Raw genomic sequence first — 20301 nt, 5'->3', positions numbered from 1 at the left:
TCCTTCTGTTCATTGTTGTTGAACAGCCCTGAGATCAGTCAAATGGTTGGGTAGTGTCACTTCGACATCATATCCCCAGCAACTTCCTCAAAAAACCTTCATCTACCGCTGCTCCTGCAAAATCATCAAAAGCTTTTTTAGTCACTTCGATAATATGATTCTGAATAAAAGGAGCACCTTCTTTTGCGCCTTGCTCAGGAGATTTGATACAACACTCCCATTCCATCACTGCCCATCCATCAAAACCATATTGTGACAATTTACTGAAAATACCGTTAAAATCTACCTGACCGTCACCGAGTGATCTAAATCGCCCCGCTCTTGTTTTCCAGTCAGCAAATCCTCCATATACACCGCACTTACCTGTCGGATTGAATTCAGCATCTTTCACATGGAAGGCCTTGATTCTCTCATGGTAGATATCAATGTATTCCAGATAGCCCAGCTGTTGAAGTACGAAGTGGCTCGGATCATACAAAAGACAGGCACGCGGATGATTTTTTGTTTTTTCAAGGAATAGTTCATAACTAAGACCATCATGAAGGTCTTCTCCCGGATGGATTTCATAACATACATCCACACCAAAATGGTCAAAATGATTAAGAATAGGTATCCACCTTGTTGCTAACTCGGTAAATGCCATGTCGATAAGTCCAGCTGGCCTTTGTGGCCAGGGATACATAGTATGCCATGCCAGGGCACCTGAAAAAGTAGCATGTGCCTTTAATCCCAGCCGCATGGATGCAGATGCTGCATTTTTGACTTGTTTTACTGCCCACTCAGTTCTTGCCTTTGGATTGTTTCTCAGCGATTCTGGAGCAAAATTATCAAACATGAGATCATAAGCGGGGTGTACCGCCACTAATTGCCCTTGCAAATGTGTACTCAATTCGGTGATTTCGAGTCCATAACTATTGATTTTACCTTTGAGTTCGTCACAATAGGTTTGACTTCCGGCTGCCAGATCGAGATTGATCAGTCTGCTTTCCCAAGTGGGGATCTGAATGCCTTTATAACCTAAGTCTGCTACCCATTGACAGATCGTTTCCAAAGTGTTGAAAGGTGCATCTTCTCCCATAAACTGGGCAAGAAAGATTGCAGGTCCTTTGATTGTGTTCATAATTATTTAGATTAAGGTTGATGATATAGATTTAGGTTAAGGTTTAAGGTTAATTTCTATAGTTTAATCCATTTTTGTTCGCTTTTTCCGGATTCGATCACTTTGTATATAAACTCCATTCCCCTGACACCATCTGCTATATCAGGAAAATCTTTGTACATTGGATCAACTTGCACACCGCTGATTTGTGCCTGAATACATTTTGCTACATTTCTGTAAATATTAGCAAATGCTTCAAGGTATCCCTCAGGATGGCCTGCAGGAATTCTTGTGTGTGCAGCTGCCTCCTTGGAGATACCTGTACCTCCTGTTCTAAGCAATTCTACAGGACGGTCCGCCCAACGTACCACAAGTGTATTGGGTTCCATTTGTGCCCACTCCAAGCCTCCTTTTTCACCATAGATACGGATACGAAGGTTATTTTCCTCACCGGTTGAGATTTGTGATGCATATAGGATACCTCGGGCTCCATTCTCAAAGCGAAGCAATACGTTGCCGTCATCATCCAGTTTTCTGCCATCTACAAGAGTACTGATGTCCGCACATAATTCTGAAATTTTTAAACCTGTGATATATTCAGCCAGGTTTTCAGCATGAGTGCCTATATCACCCATAGCACCCGCAATACCAGATCTTAATGGATCCGTACGCCAAGTCGCCTGTTTTTGGTCAGATGCTTCCAGAAGAGTGGATAACCAACCCTGAGGATATTCTACCACTATCTTTTTAATTGTACCCAGATCGCCACTACGCACCATCTGTTTGGCTTGTTTGACCATAGGATAACCTGTATAATTGTGGGTGAGAGCAAAAATCCGATCAGAATGATTCACGAGATTATTTAGTTCATAGGCTTCTTCCAGATTGTAGCAAAGTGGTTTATCGCAAATCACATGAAAACCATTCTGAATGGCCATTGCAGCAGGCTTGAAATGTACATGATTGGGTGTCACAATAGATACAAGATCCATTCTTTGATCAGCCGGTAGTTTTTTTTCAGAGGTGATCATTTGTTCAAAAGAATCATATACCCTATCTGACGGAAGGAATAAGTCAGCTCCTGAGGCTTTTGATTTTTCCGGATCACTGCTAAATGCACCACAGACTAATTCGATCTGTCCGTCCATTAATGCAGCCATTCTATGTACTGCGCCAATGAAGGCACCTTGACCTCCGCCAACCATACCCATTCTAATTTTCCTGCTCATAATTTATACTTTTGATAAAGAGCGGAAAATTAAGAAAAAGATCAAAAAGATTGGTAAAAATGAATAAATTTAAAGCTAGAGACCATTACTTTGTCAAAATTCATTTTTTCACTTAAATGAAATTTCAAGATTATCTGTCAATTGAAGTATTAAGGGCATTTGTTCCAAAGAATGAATCTGTTGGGTGGTTTTGATATCATATAGTTTCTTACCATTAAAAAACTTTTGTATATCCAGCATAATATCAACATTGGTGACATTTCCTTCAGTTACAATGATTGGTTTTGCAAAAGATATCTTTCTGAAAGCTTCGTCTGCTCCAAGGTGAAGTGCAAATGGTGTTTCAGACATTGGCTTACCATTTATAGATATTTGTCCTTCAGGTCTGAAAAATATATAACTTTTCCAGGATGACCAATATTCCGCAGTAGTACTTAAGATATGCCCCGCTTTAAAATCTTTAGGTGCTAATGCATTGAGTGCTTTTGGAACACCTACACCAAAATCAAAAGAGGTGTAAGAACCAGGTTTAACACCTTTAATCACGTACTCATAACCGTTGGCTGGAAGTGGTGAAGTATGACTTACTGTCAAGTTGAGATAATCTATATCTTTCACATTAATATCTCCATTGATTGACCTGATGGTAAGGTCTGAGATATAAAAAGACAATCGTGTCATTTGAAATTTCTCTTTAATCACAGGATAGTCATAAGTTTTAAACATTTCAAATGGTTGATCACCATAGGTGAGTTTAAATCTGAAGTTGATATCACCACCTGAAGCTTCCATCGGCTTTTTTTCACACGAAGACAACAAACCTATTACTATAAACAGACTTATAAATATCTTAATTTTCATAATTTCAAACATAAAAAGTGATTAAAAATAGGTTTTACATTCTTTTTTGCCATTTCGATATAAAACATTCTTTCTGTATAACGTATTATAATTAAATATAGTCTCCATTTATAAATGATATTGATCATTTTTGAACATTATTTTTTTTATTTTTTAAAAAATCTTTTATTTTAGTATTTTGAAGTCTTCTAAAGAAAGTGAATTTCTTACTTTTGTGTTTAGAGTATGTTTAAACTTTTATCATTTAGCTCCAAGCGGCAAATTAAAACATACTTTTAATCTTGTTGCATCAACCTAATTTTCATTACGGCATATGCAATCCATTTTACATTAAATACACCAAAATTTGAATGTATGAAAATATCTATATGGTCTATCGGAAAAACCAACGAACCTTATCTTACCTCCGGAATAGACAAATATCTTTTGCGGTTAAAACACTATACAAAATTACAATATGAAGAATTTAAAGACATCAAACAAGGTCAAACAGCTGATGAAACAAAAAAGCGGGAATCTGAATTATTTATGTCCAGATTAAAAAAAGAAGATGTAGTCATATTGCTCGACGAACAAGGTAAACAATATGATTCAAAAGGATTTGCAGCGTTTATTGAGCAGCAGACTATTCATGCCGGTAAACATATGGTTTTTATCATAGGAGGTGCATTTGGGCATCATGATATTCTGAAAAAAAGAGCCGATCATTTACTTTCATTGTCAAAAATGACTTTTTCACATCAGATGGTCAGACTTTTTTTTGTCGAACAACTCTACAGGGCATATACCATCATCAAGAATGAAAAATACCATAATGTTTAAAACAATTTGTACAGAATCCATATTGTAAATATGATAGATGAGCTACTCAGAATCATTTTAAACCCACTTTTAGATCTGATAAAATAATGATCTGTGAATTAAAATTGTAAATAAATAGTTATGACTTTTCAAGAAATAGTACGATATCGACGTTCAGTAAGGATCTTTAAGGATGAGCCACTTGATGCAGCAAAAGTTAAAAATTGCCTGGAACTTGCGGTCTTATCACCTAACAGTTCCAACATGCAACTTTGGGAGTTTTATCATGTCGTCAAACCCGAAATTCTTAAAAAACTTTCATTGGCATGTTTTAATCAATCAGCTGCTGGAACTGCTCAGCAGATGGTAGTATTTGTAACCAGACAGGATTTATTTATGAAACGATCTAAAAAAATGCTGGAACTCGAATCACAAAATGTACTTAAAAATAGTCCTACTGAGAGGCAGTCTAAGAGAGTAAAACGCTGGGAATTGTATTATGGCAAAGTCATGCCTTTTTTATATGCCCGATTTTTTGGACTTTTAGGTCTATTGAGAAAGATCCTTGTAATTATAATTGGCCTTTTCCGGCCAATCTTCTACCAGGTATCTGAAAATGACCAGAGAGTCGTTGTCCACAAAACCTGTGGACTGGCTGCACAAACTTTTATGCTTGCTATGGCTGATGCAGGTTGTGATACTTGTCCAATGGAAGGTTTTGATAGCAAAATGGTAAAAAAGATATTAAATCTGGCATGGGGAGCCGAAATCAATATGATCGTTTCATGCGGGATCAGGGACAATGGAGGCGTCTGGGGGGACAGAATGAGAATACCATTTGATGAGGTGTACAAAATGGTTTGATGTAAAGTTAATAGTGTATGTCAGGTCTTGGTCAATTATCAAATGAAGCATTAGGAAGACTATTTCCCATTGAAATAGTACCCTATATTGAAAAATGGCCTGAAAGATTCAGAATAGAAAAAATTAAGCTAAAAAAGCTTTAGGAACTGATATTGTAAAGCGAATAGAGCATTTTGGCAGCACGGCCATTAAAGGACTTGCTGCAAAACCTGTAATAGACATCCTTAAAATCTTTTGTCAGAAATAGAAAAAGAGCATATCCCTGTGTGTATATCAAACTGCACAAATACTTAAATTCCCTCGCTACCCTCATTCCCTTATATGTTTGCATTTTAAAAATTAATGGTTTCAAGATAAACAAATAATTTATAACTTGGCGGTTGAAGGGGAACACCCCTTATATGTTTGCATTTTAAAAATTAATGGTTTCAAGATAAACAAATAATTTATAACTTGGCGGTTGAAGGGGAACACCCCTTGATACTTAGATATCGTCCTTTAGTGTCCCTTTCGCCAAGCTTAATCATGAGGTATAACTTGATACATTGATATCGTATAATATAAGGGAATTTAAGGCTTGACATTTTTTAACACATTTTAAAGTAATTTATGTATGAAAGTTGGATTTGGAGGACTGGACGCAAGTAAAGGTTATTGTGATTTCAGTTTAATTTCGAAGGGTAATGAATTTACTAATCGCAGGATGAATTTTATTGATAATCAATCCGGTCTTGATGAACTCAAAAAAGTCTTATCACAGGCACTTTTGTCTATTGATAAAATCTATTTGGCTATTGAAAGTACCGGTGGGTATGAAAACAATTGGTATAATCAATTGGTAAGTTTTGATAAGCGAATCATCATGTTCAGGATTAATCCGTTGCGGACACATCATGAGTCAAAAAGAATATGCATCGCAATATTAATGACGCCATCAGTAGTGAAATTATAGCTAGGCATGTATCTGAAAATTATGAAGAACTAGAGAAAGCCAAGCCTAGATCCTTACATTTTTATACTGCGAAACAGATGCACAAAACTATACAAGGATTTATTAAACAAAAGACGAGAAATATCAACCAACTTGAGAAAGTAGTGTATAGTTGTATTCCTGGTCTTTTAACTTTTAGTAAAAATGGCATGCCAAAATACATGTATAAAGTACTTCAAAAGTATCCATCAAAGGCAAAGATATTAAATGCGAAAACAGCTTCTTTGGCTAAAATCAAAGGGTTAACCATGGAGAAGGCTGAGGCCATCCAAAAAGCGGTGAAGCTAGATTCAGGGTCGGGTAATACGATACTTACTGAGCTAAATATTAAAACATTGGCCCAAACTATTAACTTATTCTCCACCCAGATCAAAGAACTTCAATCAGAGCTTGCTAAACACGGAGCCAACGACTTAGCGGATTTCTTAGTCACAATTCCTGGTTGCGGCATCGAGTCAGCAGTGTCATTAAGCATAGAAATAGAAGATATAAATCGATTTAACAGTGCCGCATCACTTTGTTGCTATTTTGGAGTACACCCAGAAAACCATACAAGTGGTGATATATCAAAGAAACCTAAAATGAGCAAAAAAGGAAGTAGTTCATATAGGGGTACAATATACATGGTAGCTAAAAATGCGATTATGTATGACCCTTATTTTAAAGAGATATATTCAAATCAAAGAGCGAAAGGTAAGACCTATAACGATGCTTTAGGTGTAATAATGAACAAGTTAACAAGAGTGATCTATGGTATGCTTACAAACAAAGAGGCATACGATTCATCAAAACCTAAAACACAAAAAAACAAACCAGTAGACGCAGATCAGCAAATAGAGAAGTTGGAAAAGAAACCGCAGATTATAAGGCAGAGCTAGAAAAGATGCAAAACGCACCAGTTTCTCGAAGAGCAGAAAATAAAATAAAAAGGCAATGGAAGAGTCTCAAAACTCAATTGAAGAGTTGCGCACGAGATCAAAACCATTACCAAGTGCAAACATATAAATTTGATTGAACTTTGTAATAAAAAACACCGCCAAATATTATAAAATCAACGGTATAACTAAAGGGACGAGCCACGCCAATGCTTTCAATATTAGCGCTGGTCTCCCCTTTAGGGGTTGGGGGTATGTATAGGCAAATGTAGCAAGTTAATTTTTTTCACAAAAGTGCAATATGTTATACACACCATATCCCATCTCTCAACGCAAGAATCAGAAAATTAAAAATAATATTCTGAGAAACCATTGATTAGATTGTACTTTTGGACGCCCCACCCTTTACCACTCTTCAGACATCTGATCTCCCCTTCAGGGGCCTTTAGTTGGGGGTAAATTGACGAAATATTCCTTATAGACACATTCTCAAAAGTGCCGTTTGTTCGTTTTCATTCTTACCCTAAAAGAAGTGCTATATGTTATACACACCAAATTTTCTATTTCGTCATAGTTATCAAAAAAAAGTGGTAATTTTGCATTAAAGTAAGCAAATATTATCATTGAAAAAGATAGATAAACTCATTATTCAAAGTTTTATCGGACCCGCCATTCTCTCCTACTTTATAGCTACGTTTGTGCTGGTGATGCAGTTTTTGTGGAAATACATCGACGACATCCTTGGTAAAGGTATTACAGTATTTGAAATCATCGAATTGATATTTTATTATGCTGTGACACTCATACCGATGGCTGTTCCTATTACAGTATTGATATCTTCGGTAATGGTTTTTGGAGACATGGCTGAAAAATATGAATTATCCAGCATGAAATCTGCCGGAGTATCATTATATCGTATCATGATACCAGGACTGGTGGTCGCTTCATTGATTGCCTTATTTTCCATTTTCGCATCCAATTACCTTAAACCCGTTTCTTTACTACAGTTCAACAAAAGATTTCAGACCATCAGGAAACAAAAAGCTGCACTGGCAATAGAGCAAGGAATTTTCAATGATGCATTTGGAGAAACGATCATCAGGGTGAATAAGATAGATGACGATAAACGGGGGATCCATGATGTACTTATCTTTGACCACACAGCCAATGATAAGAGCCTGATCGGTATCATGAGTGCCAAAAATGGAGAAATGTATACTGCCGATGATGGTCGTTACTTTGTAATGCAGTTAGATACCGGAGTTCACTACAAAGAAGGTGAAAAAAAGCTGAAACTTGGTTCAGATCAGTCAGAGATACCCTTTACGAGAACATATTTTGACCAATGGATAAAATCATTTGATATGAATCAGTTTGATGGACAAGATGGATTGCTTAATTTTAACAGAAACAGGGAGGACATGATGAATACCATTCAACTCTTAAAATCCATCGACTCTTTCAGAACTGATGTTAAAGTAAATACTGAAAAGATCGCAAACAGAGCAAATCTGATTTTCACACCAAATTCCAATCAAAATATTGACCATAACAAAGAACAGAATGCAAATGCAGACTACAATTCAACCCAAAGTGATACTTCATACCGAACAAACATGGACAATGCCATGGAAGTACAATCTACTGAAAATCAATCTGTACATCATAAAACACATATCTCTGTAAGATCAGCAACGGAGCAAAATGCTCAATCAACAACAGCACCTCTTCCTATTACACCAGAGCCAGTAAAAAAAATAATCAAGTTCAAGACTGGTAATCAAAAAGGAATAGTTCACATCGCAGATATGATAGACTCTATAGATCATCGGGAAGTAATGATAAGAGCTCAAACAAATCTATCCAGGGACAGAGACGAATTGCTCACATTAAATAATATAAATACTGACAACAAACGATACTTTGAAAAATATATGCTCAGACTCAATCAGCAATACAGTTGGGCATCAGTGTGTATTATTTTTCTTTTTATTGGTGCTCCATTAGGTAGTATCATACGAAAAGGTGGTTATGGATATCCATTGCTAGTGGCCATTCTGTTTTATATGATATTTATCATCTCTACCATTTACGGGGAGAAGCTCAACAAAAACGGAGATATTTCAGGCTTGAGGGCAGCTTGGTTATCGTGTTTTATTCTTCTGCCTTTTGCTGTCCTGTTGAGTTATATGGCTCTAAGAGATATGGGGTTAAATTTTTCTTCATTCAATGATATCGTAGGTAAATATTTCAAAAGATCAAAATCGAAATAAGAATATGTTTAAATTTTTATTGCCTTAAAATCAATATATTATAAACCTGACTTCAAAATAATCGCCTCATTTAGTTCACTAAATTCGTTAATAATTTATCGCCAGAACCATAATTTCTTGATTTACAACTAAAAAAAAAATTAAACATACTCTAACCTTACAAATGTTATGAACTAATTTTCTTCTGGCTTTATGGTTATAAAATTTAAATGAAAAATTCAACTAATCCTTTAAATATCTCTACCTTTGCCTTGCTTTGAAGGTTGAAATGGCAATAAATAATTGCTCTTCATTAAAAGGGAATCCTGTGCAAGTCAGGAACTATACCCGTAGCTGTAATTTCAAGTATATGGTTTCAACAGCAATGTCACTGTCTGTATCGATGGGAAGACGTTGAAATTGAAAAAGTCAGAAGACCTGCCTCAAAGATTTATGTGTGATGACTTTCGGGATAAAAGTCGAGCCTAAATGTGAATTATGCAAAAAGTAATTCAGGAGAGTTTATTTAGAATTTCAGTGTTTGATTGAAAACGACAAACGTATTTTTACACTTTCGATCAAATATGAAAATTTTGACTAACTCTTGCTTTTTGGTAATAAGTAAGCTGCAACCGGTAATATTTCTGGAATGCATATTACAACCATTCAGGATTTTCCCCAATGTCACTCTGCAATATAAAAGGAAAGCCCACAAGGGTAATTGATAGTCAGTGTAAGTTTAATTTTTCTACTTTGAGTTAAGAAAAAAATTTAAACCTATGCTTATAATGTCTGATGTGAAGATAGTTTATCTGGTATTATTAAATGTATTGATGTGGGTTAGTGTTCGTTCACAAGTCACTATTGATTCTGTATTTATAGTAGATACCGTACATCACTTATTTAAAAATTCCAAACCTTCCCACACATATCCTGCTGATATACAGCCAGGCGTCTCCACATTTTTATCTTCGATTGCATCCGCTCAGCTACAGCAGTCATCGCCCGGAGGATTGACAACGCTCCTGCACAGAGGTATGGGCACAAGGCATTTGCCGGTTTTATGGGAAGGCATCAACATCCAGAGTATGGTCAATGGTAGTTTTGATCTGAGTCTGATTCCGCTTCATTTGTATTCAGGAACACAGTTTTATAGTTTTGGATCACCCACACTCACAGGAAGCAATGCCATAGCAGGAGCACTTAATATTTCAACCAACCCCCATGACAGGCAAAGTCTTATTGGGATTCAGCTATCTTCGTTGGAAAATGTGGACTTGCTCACAAAATATACTCATCAAGGCTCCAGGTATTCAGGAACACTTGGGGCTGACCTCTCTATACACCAAAACTCCTACACCTACACATTCAATAAACAAAAAGAAAATAGAATCGGTACAAATCAGTTGAAATACAACCTCTTATATAACTCCACTTATTATTTGTCAAAAAATCAGGCTATAAGACTGGGTATTTGGTCACAAGCGTCAGACAGAGAGATTCCATCAGGCGTCACCTCCGCGCATGTCTCACAGCAACAAAAAGATAGTAACAACAGATTCAAAGCAGGCCACACCTTTCTTTTTGCCAAAAGTAAGTTTAATACTTGGATATCGTATATGGATGAAAATATAAGGTTTTCCACTCCTGTGGTTGACTCAAGATCAAATGTCAAAATTTATTCTTCAGGAACTGAATTTTCCTCCAAAAAAGAGTTTATAGCGAAAATCACTTATAGAAAAGATGTCGTTGATGCCAATTTTTTTCAGATATAAAAGTGCGCAGCCAACTGAATCTGGCATCTTCAAAAATGTTCAAAGTAAATCGATATAAGCTATTTATATCTGCCAGACAAGACTACACTGACAACCGATGGATGCCTTTTTCATTTACGGGGAGTGTCTCCCATGAAAAGATGTCTTTGCAAGTAAGCCGTAACTACAATCTTCCTGGATTTAACGATTTGTATTGGCCAGTATCCGGTAACAACCAGCTGAAAACAGAAATTTCTCATCAGGCTGAATTAAAGCACAACATCATACTGAAAGGGTTAAAGGTACAAAGTCAGCTATATATGAATTATGTAAAAGACTGGATTCAGTGGATTCCGACATCCAATGGATTGTGGTCACCATTGAATCAAAAAACCGTTTTGTCCCGCGGATTTGAATGTCATGTCAGCAAAGAATGGAATACATCTACTACTACCTACAAAGCAGATATTGAATATCATTATAACCGAACTTCAGCTTCTGACCACTATTTTGAAAAAGAACTGGTAGGAAAACAACTCATCTATGTCCCGCAACATACCTTTACATCAGGCTTTTTAATCAAGAAAAAAAAGCATACCTTATACGGCAACTTTCGTTTTACTGGTATAAGGTCTTACACACCTGACAATCAATATCATTTATCACCATATTATATCATTGATCTTTTTTATAAATATACTATAGGTGACAAAGCTGATGTCACTGCATCCATCCAAAATCTAACCAATCATCAATACCAAATTGTAAGATTCTTCCCACTTCCCGGTATTTCAGGAAATATTTTATTCAAATTATATTTTAAACATAAATAAAAATCAAACATTATGAACTCAAAATTTTTAGTACCCGTTTTCATTTCATTTTTATTCTTTTCGTGCAGTAAAGACGATACTTCAGACTTAGGACAATATTCCAAAGGTGTTTTTGTAGTCAATCAGGGTGTCTTCCAATCAGGAACCGGCACTATCACATTCCACAACTATAAGGATACTATCAAGAATGTATTTGAAAAAGAAAACCCCGGTCAAGTGCTGGGAAATATTGCTCAAAGTATGATAGCCCATGATAACAAATATTTTATTGCTGTCAACAACGCCAACAAAATAGCAGTATGCGACGGTACTACATTCAAATCTCAAGGTGAAATCAAGGGCATAAGTCTTCCAAGGTACTTTGCAGCAAGTAGTACAAAACTTTATGTCAGTGCCTGGGGAGCTGACTTCAAGAGCGGAAATGTATACGAAATTAACCCTAAGACTTTAAGCATCACTGCAACTATAAAAACAGGAGGCGCACCGGAAAGTATGTTGATATCCGGAGATAAGCTTTATGTCACTATCAGTACAGTAACTGAAAAATCAAAGAGTATTGCCATCATCGATATCAAGACCAATACCATCACACAAAGACTTGACATCTCTGACAACCCAACACATATTGTTTCTGACAAAAACGGAGCCATTTGGATCCTTTGTGGTGGTAACTCAGATTGGGCAAATCCGGCTTTAAGTACTGACGGAGCATTGGTCAGGCTAGTCAATGACAAAGTGGAGAAAAGTTTTAAACTGAACAATGACGTAAATGGGCTGGCAATCGATAAGAACAAAGACAGACTGTTTTTTTTGATGGCAGGAAAAGTTTTTGCTCATGATATCACTGACCAGACATTTGAAAAAGAATCAGTCTATGATGGTTCATTTTATGCTATAGGCTACCATCATACTAAGGGCAGGTTGTATCTTGCTGATGCCGGTAACTTCCAAAGTGATGGTACTGTCACACATATCGATCCCATCAGCAAAGCCACGGGCAGATATACCGCTGGCATTATACCGGGATTCTTCTATTTTGCAGAATAGGAACTGTTTTCAGCTCACTTTTTCATCGATTGACTTTACTTTAGTATGATTGTCAAACTTTAACAAGAGCATTCATCTACATTAACCATAATTTAAAACTTACTGTTGACTATGGTTAATGTGAAGCTACTATTTTTTAGTCAACAGAAAACTCATTTTGTTTTTGGTCATGTCGATCGAATATCTGTTATTGACCAATTGCAATTTGTGTTTATTACTTTTTGATGATCCTGGTTGAGTGTACATCAGCTCATCATTTCCATGGATCACAAATATGATATGCCGCGGATGTGTTCTTTTCGGAAATTTTTTTCCTTTTTTTAATTGTAATGTAATGGACAATTGCTCTGCTTGCGGTTCAGCCGAAAAAGTCAGCAATTCATAATTATCATTTTTGAGAGATGATTTGCTCCATCCATCGTCATTGAAAAGTGTATAACTGCTTTTCTTATTATCAAAATAATAGTGGACAGTCAATGTATCAGTAGTATAATCTTCTGTAGATGCACCTGATTTGTCAATGATAGGTATGAAACTACCACTTTTGACAAACAGGACAGGCTTTTCGAGCAATGCTGGTACAACTACAGACTTTTCAATAATTTTTTCACCTCTTGATTGATTAAAGTTCAATTCATACCACTTACCCTCAGGCAAAAGACACTCCTTTGATATGGCACCTTTATCTGTAATTGGGACTACCATGATATTTTCTCCCCACATAAACTGGTCTTCGATTGGTTCGGCTTTTTTGTCATTGGGAAAAACATAATATAATGGTGAAACTAAAGGTTTTCCAAGTATGGTCTGTTGATAAGCAAGTGTATAGTTATATGGCAGCAATTTGTACCGCAACTGAATGACCTCCCTTGCCATAGATTTGTATGGTTCAGGCATCAGTGCAGGTTCAGAAGGAAAACTGTAAGCAGCTGGATCCAGCTCGAACAAAGCAGTGCCATGAGGTCTGAGTATAGGTGTAAATGCTGAAAACTGTAACCACCGGATATAAAGTTCATAATCTCCTGACCCGCCTGCAAATCCTCCGGCATCAGAGTGTATATAAGGTATTCCACTCATGCTCATACCCAACATTAATGGCAATTGAGCCTTAAAACCACTCCAGCTGCGAGAGACATCACCACTCCATGGTATGATGTTGTATCTTTGACTTCCTGCAAAACCACTTCTGTTGAGACTAAAAAGCCTTGTATCCGGATAATGTTTGCTATAATTTTCATAAAGCATTTTTGTCCAGTAGTGCCCATATAAGTTATGTACTTCATTGGCTTTAAATCTTCTTTTGAAGCCTGAATCTGTCAAATCATGATACATTTCTGATGGATGTTTTTCAGGTTCGCCAAGGTCGCCCCACCATGCAGCCACACCAATTTTGTTTTGTCGATCATGTTTTTCCCAAAACCAGTTGGCAGCATCTTTTCTGAAAATGTCGATTAATCCACCCAAACCAAAGTAAAAATCAGTAAGGACAAAAGGTTGACCAAGTGAATCCGTTGCGTGATATTTTTTTGAAACTTCATAATTGAGCGATGATTTCAGGATAAAAGGCTCGGTGATGAGGATCGTTTTTTTATTTTTATCCTTAAGCTTTTTTATCATACCTGCCGGATCAGGCCAACGGGACTTATTGACCCATTCAAGATTGCCCATGGTTCCTTTGATGCTGTCACCAAACCAAAACAAGTCGATAATAACCCCATCAAAAGGGATTATTTCGTCCACCATTGTTTTTGATATCTCCATTACCTGCTTTTCTGTGGAGTATCCGAATCTACTCATAAAATTACCCAAAGTCCACCTTGGTGGCAGACCTTGTTTTCCCGTTAGTAGGTGGTATTGACTCAGTATCTTTTCTGGTGTATTTCCAAAAATAATGTACACATTCAACTCTCCGCTTGAGAAAGTGACATTCATTTTGTTTTCTACTGATTTGCCTATGTCAGCCTGTCCTGAAGATGGGTTATCAAAAAATATTCCATAGCCAAGTGAAGATTGGAAAAAAGGGACAGAATAGTTCAGATTGTCGGCACCGTTTTCATAACCATACCATGGATTATTGTGCAAATTGAAACTATAACCTCGTCGGTTTAATGGCAGGGCTCTTTCTCCGCCTCCATAAATTTTTTCATGGTCCGCCAGACCAATAGAAAATCCTCTCATTCCATTGGCTGCCATGTGATAATTGACTGAAACTTTTGTTTTATCACCAATGATGATTTCATTTCCTAATGTTTCAATTGGAATTTTCGTATGTTTTACTGGCTTTAGGATGACTGCATCACTGATGTTTTCGGAGGTCAGATATCCAGATGGCTGGTAGATGAGTTTTACAATATTTTCATTGTAGGGAAGGACATTCCAATTTGTTTTGTCACCTTTTTGAGCAAATGAAATATTTATAAAAACTAAAATAAGAGCAACAACAAATGCACCTGATGACAATAATCTGAAGCAGTTTTTGTTTTTCAACCAAATAATCCTATTTTCCATGGCTTGTAATGATATGGTATATATGTAATATTTTCTTTTGATAATTGCTTCCGAAAAAAAACTATCCCTATGTCAAACAAATCAATAGTCAAAGTCACATCAGGTCTATTTTTGATTTTTTCCCAGGCTCTGGACATACCCTCAGACCAATAAATGTCATCCACTATGATGATGCTTTGCTCATGACATTTTTGAATGACCATTTCCAAATAATCCAATGTAGCTTGCTCCTGGTGATGACCATCCAAAAAAGCAAAATCAACACACTCTATTTTATTTAAAATATCAGGTAGTGTGTCAATAAACTTTCCAGTATGAACGTCGATGTTTTTTAGACCGAGGGATTGATGTGTGCTTTTAGCCAATTCAGCTATGGTTGTATCTCCTTCAAGTGTATAAACATGTCTTGTCTCGCCGGTTGAAGCCAGATATGAAGATGAAATCCCAAGTGATGTACCCAGTTCAAGGATATTTTTGCATTTGAAATTAAGAATCATATTGAACAAAATCCTGCATTTGTTTTCAGAAGAAAGGGATGATTTGGCAATTTCAGATACCTTTTTTGCTTTGGAAGCTAAAACTTTTGAACCAGCCCCAAAATCATTGATTTGTAAAGTTTTATCAGATTTTAAGAGAAATTTTCTGTGGGCTTCAATACTATCAAAAACATAATAATTTTTTTTTGTATCCAATATACTAATCACAAAGTCATACAAAAATGGAGAATGTGTATTAAACTTTGTAACTGCTTTGATATAATATCCGATAAATGCCTTTGCCCGAAACCAATTCATGCCATAAAGGTAACAAGTGAGGTGAATATTGCAAATCAAATGAGTTTTGAAGTTTTGTTTATATGCACATTAGTATTTTTTTCACTATCATTCGTCCATAAAATAAGTCATCTCTAAGTTTATAGTTGTAGTTTTGCAGTCAATCATCAGCTCAAAAAAATGCCTGTACTAAGAATAAATCATCTTTCAAAATCATACGGAAGAGTAAAAGCACTTAACGACCTGAATATCACCATAGAAGCGGGAAATATTTATGGTCTGTTGGGACCAAACGGGAGCGGTAAAACAACCACACTTGGCATCATACTTGGCATACTTAAGCAGGACAGTGGTGATTTCGAGTGGTTTGACGGAATGTACGGAGAGAAGCACAGGCTTAAAATAGGAGCCATTCTTGAAACTCCCAATTTTTATCCTTATCTCAATGCTGATGAAAATCTCGAAATCATCAGACACATAAAAAATGACAGCAATGCCAATTTCGATGAACTGCTGACCCTTGTAAATCTTAAGGAGAGAAGGAAGTCAAAATTCAGCACTTATTCTCTTGGGATGAAACAAAGGTTGGCGATTGCTGCTACACTGATCGGAGATCCTGAAGTTTTGATATTTGACGAACCAACCAATGGACTGGATCCGCAGGGAATTGCTGAGGTGAGAGAAATCCTGCAGAAAATAGCAAAGTCGGGAAAAACTGTCATCATGGCATCTCATATTCTGGATGAAGTGGAAAAGATTTGTACTCATGTAGCCATCATCGAAAAAGGTTTTTTATTAGCTACCGGACCAGTAGGATCTATCATCAACAGTGACATAACCGTGGAATTAGCGGCCAATGATATGGATAAATTAAAAACATTTTTGACAGATCTGCCGTTTGTCAAAAGATTGGATTTAAATGGGAAAATCATTGAAATCCTCATTGATAAGGAAGAAGATCATAGTGTTATCAATCAAATGGCTTTTGACCACGGTTTGCTTTTGACCCATTTTGTGGCAAGAAAGAAAAGACTTGAAACAGAATTTTTGGAAATCACATCAAAAGCAAAATAAAAATTATAGATGTTTAATAGATTAAAAGAAAAATGGAAAGTCGGTTGGTGGCAGTTTATACTGATATTTACCACTTTTGCTTTGGGTGGAAGTCTGTGCGCAAGATTAGGTAGCCTGATTCTGCATTATGGACTGGAAGAAGAATCTGTTTGGTATTGGATACTTTATGTACCATTGGTGACTATTTTATGGCCTATGTGCGTGATTCTGATTAGTATTCCATTTGGTCAGTTTCGGTTTTTTACCAATTACCTCAGAAATATGGCCAATAAAATGGGGCTGAAAAGGAAATAAGAGTATGCTTAAATTTTTATGTTTGAGCGAAAGTGAGTAAATTTAATTTTGGACGAGGCATATTTTACAGGCGTAGTAGGTCAAGACGATTTTTAGAAAAATGTCTTGATCGGAACAGAAGCGTCCCGAAAGCTCAAGCACAGTTTGACATGGTACGGCAAAAAATATAACGCTGGAGAAAATTAAATTTGCCGCTTGGAGCCAAATGATAAAAGTTTAAACATACTCGGGGCTACTCTTGATTGGTTAACCCCTTCTCTATCAATGGAATTTTAAATCTTTCTATTTCTGCCGGTGTGTGCTCGCGTTGGAATATTTCACTCATTTTTTGAATGATTTCCGGATTTTTAGCCGCAACATTTATTTTTTCATTTGGATCAGAAGACAAATTGTACAGTTCCAAAGTAGGCTTATTTTTTGGGTCTTTAAGATTTTGGCGTACCAGCTTCCAATTGCCCATCCTGATAGCCACCTGACCTCCATATTCGGGAAAAACCCAAAATAAAAAATCGTGCTCTTTTTGTGTACCTTTGTCAAATATCGAAGGGCAAATACTGATGCCATCAGTAGAAATGTTGTGGTGGACCCCTGCGATTTCCAAAATGGTAGTAAACATGTCATATTGAGATGACACCAAAGTGTTGTTGACTCCGGGTTTTACTTTTTTAGGCCAATGAACCATAAAAGGTACTTTGATACCTCCTTCATACAAAAATCCTTTTCCTTTGCCGTACCCTTCATCATGTGATCCGTTGCTATTGAAAAATGCAGCATCAGTACCTCCTGAAAATGTAGCCCCATTGTCTGATGAGAATAAAATGATCGTGTTTTCATACAATCCTGACTTTTTCAGGCCTGCCACCAATTTGCCAACTTGTTCGTCCAGATATGAAATCTGAGCAGCATATCCAGCCCGGGGTGATGGATGCGGGAAATATCCATTTTGACCCAGGTATGGTGCTTCTTTTCCGAATTTCTTTTCATAGTATCTGACCCAATTTTTGGGTGCCTGGATAGGATTGTGTGGAATTGGTGTCGCCCAGTACACAAAATGCGGTTTATCTCTATTTTTAGCAATAAAAGTGAGCATCTTATCAAACATGAGATCCGGTGCGTAGTCCTTTTGGTTGAAAAGGGCATATGATTCTGCTTTGGATGGATCAGCGTTTTCATGTAGTTTGGTATTGGGTATGACGAGAGTATTGTTTAAATAAACTCTTGATTCGTTTTCGTATAGATGAACAGGATAATATGTATGTGCTTGTCTCTGACAGTTGTATCCATAGAAATAATCAAATCCCATTTTTGTGGGAATAGAGTTGGTATGAGGAGCTCCAAGTCCCCACTTGCCAAAAAGACTGGTGATATAGCCATTTTTCTGTAAGATCGAAGCGAATAATATTTCACTTTCCGGCATGGGTCTTTGCCCTTCTAATGTAGAGTCAAGTACTGCCTTTTTAAAATCCCAGACTTCCCCTCGTTCCCGCCATTCGTCATTACCTCTGATATACGAGTGCCCTGAGTGTTTTCCTGTGAGCAACATATATCTGGCAGGGGCACAAACAGGAGCGCTGGAATAATGCTGCATGAAGATCTTTCCGTTTCTGCCCAATGCATCCAGATTTGGCGTTTCTATCTTGTCCTGATCATAGATCCCCAACTCACCGAAACCCAAATCATCAGCCAAAATGTAGATAATGTTGGGTTTAGTGTTTTTCGAAAAAGTAGTTTTACCGGCTGTGCAAGCACTTACCGTGGCCATGATGTAAAAAGTAACAATGATATGAGCTGGTTTCAACGGACTACAATTTTTGATATTATATAATGAATTTATTTAATGTGATACTATGATTTTCTGCGTCACTTGTTTTACATCATCCTGTATTTTCAGAAAGTATATGCCAGGTTGCAAAATGTCCGGTACGGAAATCTCGTTCCCATGCATTTTGTGATTTTTGAGTATCGTGCCTTTGATATCAAACCACCACACGTTCGCATTTTCTGATGCATTATATATCTTTATGATATCATTAGTACTGACAACAGAAGGATAAATGTATATCTCATCTGACTCTATTACATTGACATTTGTTAGTTCTGTACATTTCTTAATATCGATATTAAAATGTGTCACCATATATTCGATGACTGACTCAACAAAAGCTTCTGCAAAAGCGATTCTGTTTTTTTCATTATCCCGTACATTTGAGAAGTTACACTCGACCTGAACGCCATTGATATCAAGGTTTGGGTTATAACATGTGTGATTTGCTGTATTGTAACCGCCACTGAAGTATCCTGATGCAGACCCTGGACTGGGATCATTTTGACTTGGCACAGCAGGATAAAATCTCTTTTCCAGCATACTACCGAATGCATGCTGTCCTCTCAGTAACTGGGCATGTGATAATTTGGAAAAATTGTTTTTTACTAAATTTTGAATAGAACTGGCTGCTATGTATTGAGATTGGTTTAATGTTTCATCGCTGAGTTCCAGCTCACTGGCTCGTAGGAGATAGCCCAGCTCGATTCTTTGGATTGGGTTACCATGGCCGTGAAGATCAAAGTAAAAAGCCTTATTGGCATATTTTTGCTGGATCACAAGTCTGGCAGTATCTATAAAATGGTGAAATTCCTGCCAGGCTGTGATGGCTACCGGATTTCCACAAGCACCATCAGCAATATTTCTATTGGCATCCAGTTTGGTCCTTCTGAGCCGACAGTAGACGATATGTGGGCTGCAACCAGTTTTAACTCTAAAAATGCTATCCATTTTCATAGCCAGGTCTATAGTATTGGCATCAGTGACAGTAGTAGGATTGTTGCACTTTCTGTCAGGTATGAAAGACGGGGCTACGTTACCACCATGTGGAACGCTGATCAGTATAGGTAATTTCCCTACACTGTATTCGATATAATTATCAGTACCATATAGAGTTTGGCCGTTTGATTTTACGGCTATTAGAAACAATAAAACAAAAAAAATATCTCTGGTTTTACACATCTGCGTTTTTTGAGCTTCTGAAAAGTTTGTAAAAATAATATT

Annotated in this window: 18 protein-coding genes and 1 riboswitch; of the genes, 11 read left to right on the top strand and 7 right to left on the bottom strand. The window is 36.8% G+C overall.

Translation table 11 applies throughout. The annotated features are described in order from the left end of the window. Nucleotides 1-67: 67 nt before the first annotated feature. The 3 genes from IPK35_11605 to IPK35_11595 form a co-directional block, all read right to left on the bottom strand. Entirely contained in the window at nucleotides 68-1120 is a 1053-nt protein-coding gene (locus IPK35_11605) for a sugar phosphate isomerase/epimerase (protein MBK8053885.1), read from the bottom strand. A gap of 56 nt (nucleotides 1121-1176) precedes the next feature. Then, on the bottom strand, nucleotides 1177-2328 hold the full coding sequence (locus IPK35_11600) for a Gfo/Idh/MocA family oxidoreductase (GenBank protein ID MBK8053884.1): 1152 nt from the start codon (nucleotides 2326-2328) through the stop codon (nucleotides 1177-1179). Between the two features lie 108 nt (nucleotides 2329-2436). Continuing rightward, nucleotides 2437-3189 carry a hypothetical protein gene (locus tag IPK35_11595; protein MBK8053883.1) on the bottom strand — a complete coding sequence of 251 codons (753 nt, stop codon included), beginning with the start codon at nucleotides 3187-3189 and terminating at the stop codon, nucleotides 2437-2439. 354 nt (nucleotides 3190-3543) lie between these two features. On the opposite strand from IPK35_11595, the gene IPK35_11590 reads away from it, so the two are divergent. The 9 genes from IPK35_11590 to IPK35_11550 all read left to right on the top strand — a co-directional run bounded on the left by IPK35_11590 (nucleotide 3544) and on the right by IPK35_11550 (nucleotide 12606). Next, complete coding sequence (locus IPK35_11590; GenBank protein ID MBK8053882.1) at nucleotides 3544-4011, top strand: 23S rRNA (pseudouridine(1915)-N(3))-methyltransferase RlmH; 468 nt, start codon at nucleotides 3544-3546, stop codon at nucleotides 4009-4011. Nucleotides 4012-4131: 120 nt separating this feature from the next. Continuing rightward, nucleotides 4132-4854 (top strand): nitroreductase family protein, encoded by a 723-nt coding sequence (locus tag IPK35_11585; protein ID MBK8053881.1) that lies wholly within the window; start codon nucleotides 4132-4134, stop codon nucleotides 4852-4854. Between the two features lie 151 nt (nucleotides 4855-5005). Beyond that, nucleotides 5006-5101 carry a GrpB family protein gene (locus IPK35_11580; GenBank protein MBK8053880.1) on the top strand — a complete coding sequence of 32 codons (96 nt, stop codon included), beginning with the start codon at nucleotides 5006-5008 and terminating at the stop codon, nucleotides 5099-5101. Between the two features lie 366 nt (nucleotides 5102-5467). Further along, a complete protein-coding gene (locus tag IPK35_11575) occupies nucleotides 5468-5806 on the top strand; it encodes a hypothetical protein (protein MBK8053879.1) in 339 nt (112 codons plus the stop codon). Then, complete coding sequence (locus tag IPK35_11570; protein MBK8053878.1) at nucleotides 5764-6723, top strand: transposase; 960 nt, start codon at nucleotides 5764-5766, stop codon at nucleotides 6721-6723. The genes IPK35_11575 and IPK35_11570 overlap by 43 nt, the downstream gene beginning before the upstream one ends. A gap of 620 nt (nucleotides 6724-7343) precedes the next feature. Continuing rightward, nucleotides 7344-8993 (top strand): LptF/LptG family permease, encoded by a 1650-nt coding sequence (locus IPK35_11565; protein ID MBK8053877.1) that lies wholly within the window; start codon nucleotides 7344-7346, stop codon nucleotides 8991-8993. Between the two features lie 243 nt (nucleotides 8994-9236). Further along, nucleotides 9237-9433, top strand: a riboswitch (cobalamin riboswitch). 318 nt (nucleotides 9434-9751) lie between these two features. Then, nucleotides 9752-10747: a TonB-dependent receptor plug domain-containing protein gene (locus IPK35_11560; protein MBK8053876.1), complete on the top strand. Its 996-nt coding sequence runs from the start codon at nucleotides 9752-9754 to the stop codon at nucleotides 10745-10747. A 35-nt stretch (nucleotides 10748-10782) separates the two neighbouring features. Continuing rightward, nucleotides 10783-11559 (top strand): TonB-dependent receptor, encoded by a 777-nt coding sequence (locus IPK35_11555; protein ID MBK8053875.1) that lies wholly within the window; start codon nucleotides 10783-10785, stop codon nucleotides 11557-11559. 12 nt (nucleotides 11560-11571) lie between these two features. After that, a complete protein-coding gene (locus IPK35_11550) occupies nucleotides 11572-12606 on the top strand; it encodes a hypothetical protein (GenBank protein ID MBK8053874.1) in 1035 nt (344 codons plus the stop codon). A gap of 129 nt (nucleotides 12607-12735) precedes the next feature. On the opposite strand, the gene IPK35_11545 is transcribed toward IPK35_11550, so the two are convergent. Further along, nucleotides 12736-15114, bottom strand: coding sequence for a DUF5110 domain-containing protein (locus tag IPK35_11545; GenBank protein ID MBK8053873.1), 2379 nt, complete (start codon nucleotides 15112-15114; stop codon nucleotides 12736-12738). Continuing rightward, the gene (locus IPK35_11540; GenBank protein MBK8053872.1) at nucleotides 15090-15908 is read right to left on the bottom strand and encodes a class I SAM-dependent methyltransferase; all 819 of its coding nucleotides are present in this window, start codon (nucleotides 15906-15908) and stop codon (nucleotides 15090-15092) included. Before IPK35_11540 ends, IPK35_11545 begins: the two co-directional genes overlap by 25 nt. A 159-nt stretch (nucleotides 15909-16067) precedes the next feature. Between IPK35_11540 and IPK35_11535 the strand changes: the two genes are divergently transcribed. Next, a complete protein-coding gene (locus tag IPK35_11535) occupies nucleotides 16068-16961 on the top strand; it encodes an ATP-binding cassette domain-containing protein (protein ID MBK8053871.1) in 894 nt (297 codons plus the stop codon). Nucleotides 16962-16970: 9 nt separating this feature from the next. Continuing rightward, nucleotides 16971-17255 (top strand): hypothetical protein, encoded by a 285-nt coding sequence (locus IPK35_11530; protein ID MBK8053870.1) that lies wholly within the window; start codon nucleotides 16971-16973, stop codon nucleotides 17253-17255. Between the two features lie 232 nt (nucleotides 17256-17487). Here the strand turns inward: IPK35_11530 and IPK35_11525 are convergent, their stop codons facing one another. Together IPK35_11525 and IPK35_11520 are read right to left on the bottom strand one after the other, a co-directional pair. Beyond that, entirely contained in the window at nucleotides 17488-19017 is a 1530-nt protein-coding gene (locus IPK35_11525; GenBank protein MBK8053869.1) for an arylsulfatase, read from the bottom strand. 72 nt (nucleotides 19018-19089) lie between these two features. Continuing rightward, entirely contained in the window at nucleotides 19090-20259 is a 1170-nt protein-coding gene (locus tag IPK35_11520) for a T9SS type A sorting domain-containing protein (GenBank protein MBK8053868.1), read from the bottom strand. Between the last annotated feature and the right edge of the window lie 42 nt (nucleotides 20260-20301).

The organism is Saprospiraceae bacterium, assembly GCA_016713025.1.
Classification (GTDB): domain Bacteria; phylum Bacteroidota; class Bacteroidia; order Chitinophagales; family Saprospiraceae; genus OLB9.
This window is presented reverse-complemented; position numbering and strand designations above follow the sequence as displayed.

Excerpts from the sequence above, each read along its gene's own strand:
- IPK35_11540 (MBK8053872.1), bottom strand. The coding sequence starts at position 15,908 with ATGAATTGGTTTCGGGCAAAGGCATTTATCGGATATTATATCAAAGCA.
- IPK35_11530 (MBK8053870.1), top strand. The coding sequence starts at position 16,971 with ATGTTTAATAGATTAAAAGAAAAATGGAAAGTCGGTTGGTGGCAGTTT.
- IPK35_11545 (MBK8053873.1), bottom strand. The coding sequence starts at position 15,114 with ATGGAAAATAGGATTATTTGGTTGAAAAACAAAAACTGCTTCAGATTA.
- IPK35_11605 (MBK8053885.1), bottom strand. The coding sequence starts at position 1,120 with ATGAACACAATCAAAGGACCTGCAATCTTTCTTGCCCAGTTTATGGGA.
- IPK35_11570 (MBK8053878.1), top strand. The coding sequence starts at position 5,764 with ATGCATCGCAATATTAATGACGCCATCAGTAGTGAAATTATAGCTAGG.
- IPK35_11600 (MBK8053884.1), bottom strand. The coding sequence starts at position 2,328 with ATGAGCAGGAAAATTAGAATGGGTATGGTTGGCGGAGGTCAAGGTGCC.
- IPK35_11575 (MBK8053879.1), top strand. The coding sequence starts at position 5,468 with ATGAAAGTTGGATTTGGAGGACTGGACGCAAGTAAAGGTTATTGTGAT.
- IPK35_11590 (MBK8053882.1), top strand. The coding sequence starts at position 3,544 with ATGAAAATATCTATATGGTCTATCGGAAAAACCAACGAACCTTATCTT.
- IPK35_11585 (MBK8053881.1), top strand. The coding sequence starts at position 4,132 with ATGACTTTTCAAGAAATAGTACGATATCGACGTTCAGTAAGGATCTTT.
- IPK35_11555 (MBK8053875.1), top strand. The coding sequence starts at position 10,783 with ATGTTCAAAGTAAATCGATATAAGCTATTTATATCTGCCAGACAAGAC.
- IPK35_11525 (MBK8053869.1), bottom strand. The coding sequence starts at position 19,017 with ATGGCCACGGTAAGTGCTTGCACAGCCGGTAAAACTACTTTTTCGAAA.
- IPK35_11550 (MBK8053874.1), top strand. The coding sequence starts at position 11,572 with ATGAACTCAAAATTTTTAGTACCCGTTTTCATTTCATTTTTATTCTTT.
- IPK35_11595 (MBK8053883.1), bottom strand. The coding sequence starts at position 3,189 with ATGAAAATTAAGATATTTATAAGTCTGTTTATAGTAATAGGTTTGTTG.
- IPK35_11560 (MBK8053876.1), top strand. The coding sequence starts at position 9,752 with ATGCTTATAATGTCTGATGTGAAGATAGTTTATCTGGTATTATTAAAT.
- IPK35_11520 (MBK8053868.1), bottom strand. The coding sequence starts at position 20,259 with ATGTGTAAAACCAGAGATATTTTTTTTGTTTTATTGTTTCTAATAGCC.
- IPK35_11535 (MBK8053871.1), top strand. The coding sequence starts at position 16,068 with ATGCCTGTACTAAGAATAAATCATCTTTCAAAATCATACGGAAGAGTA.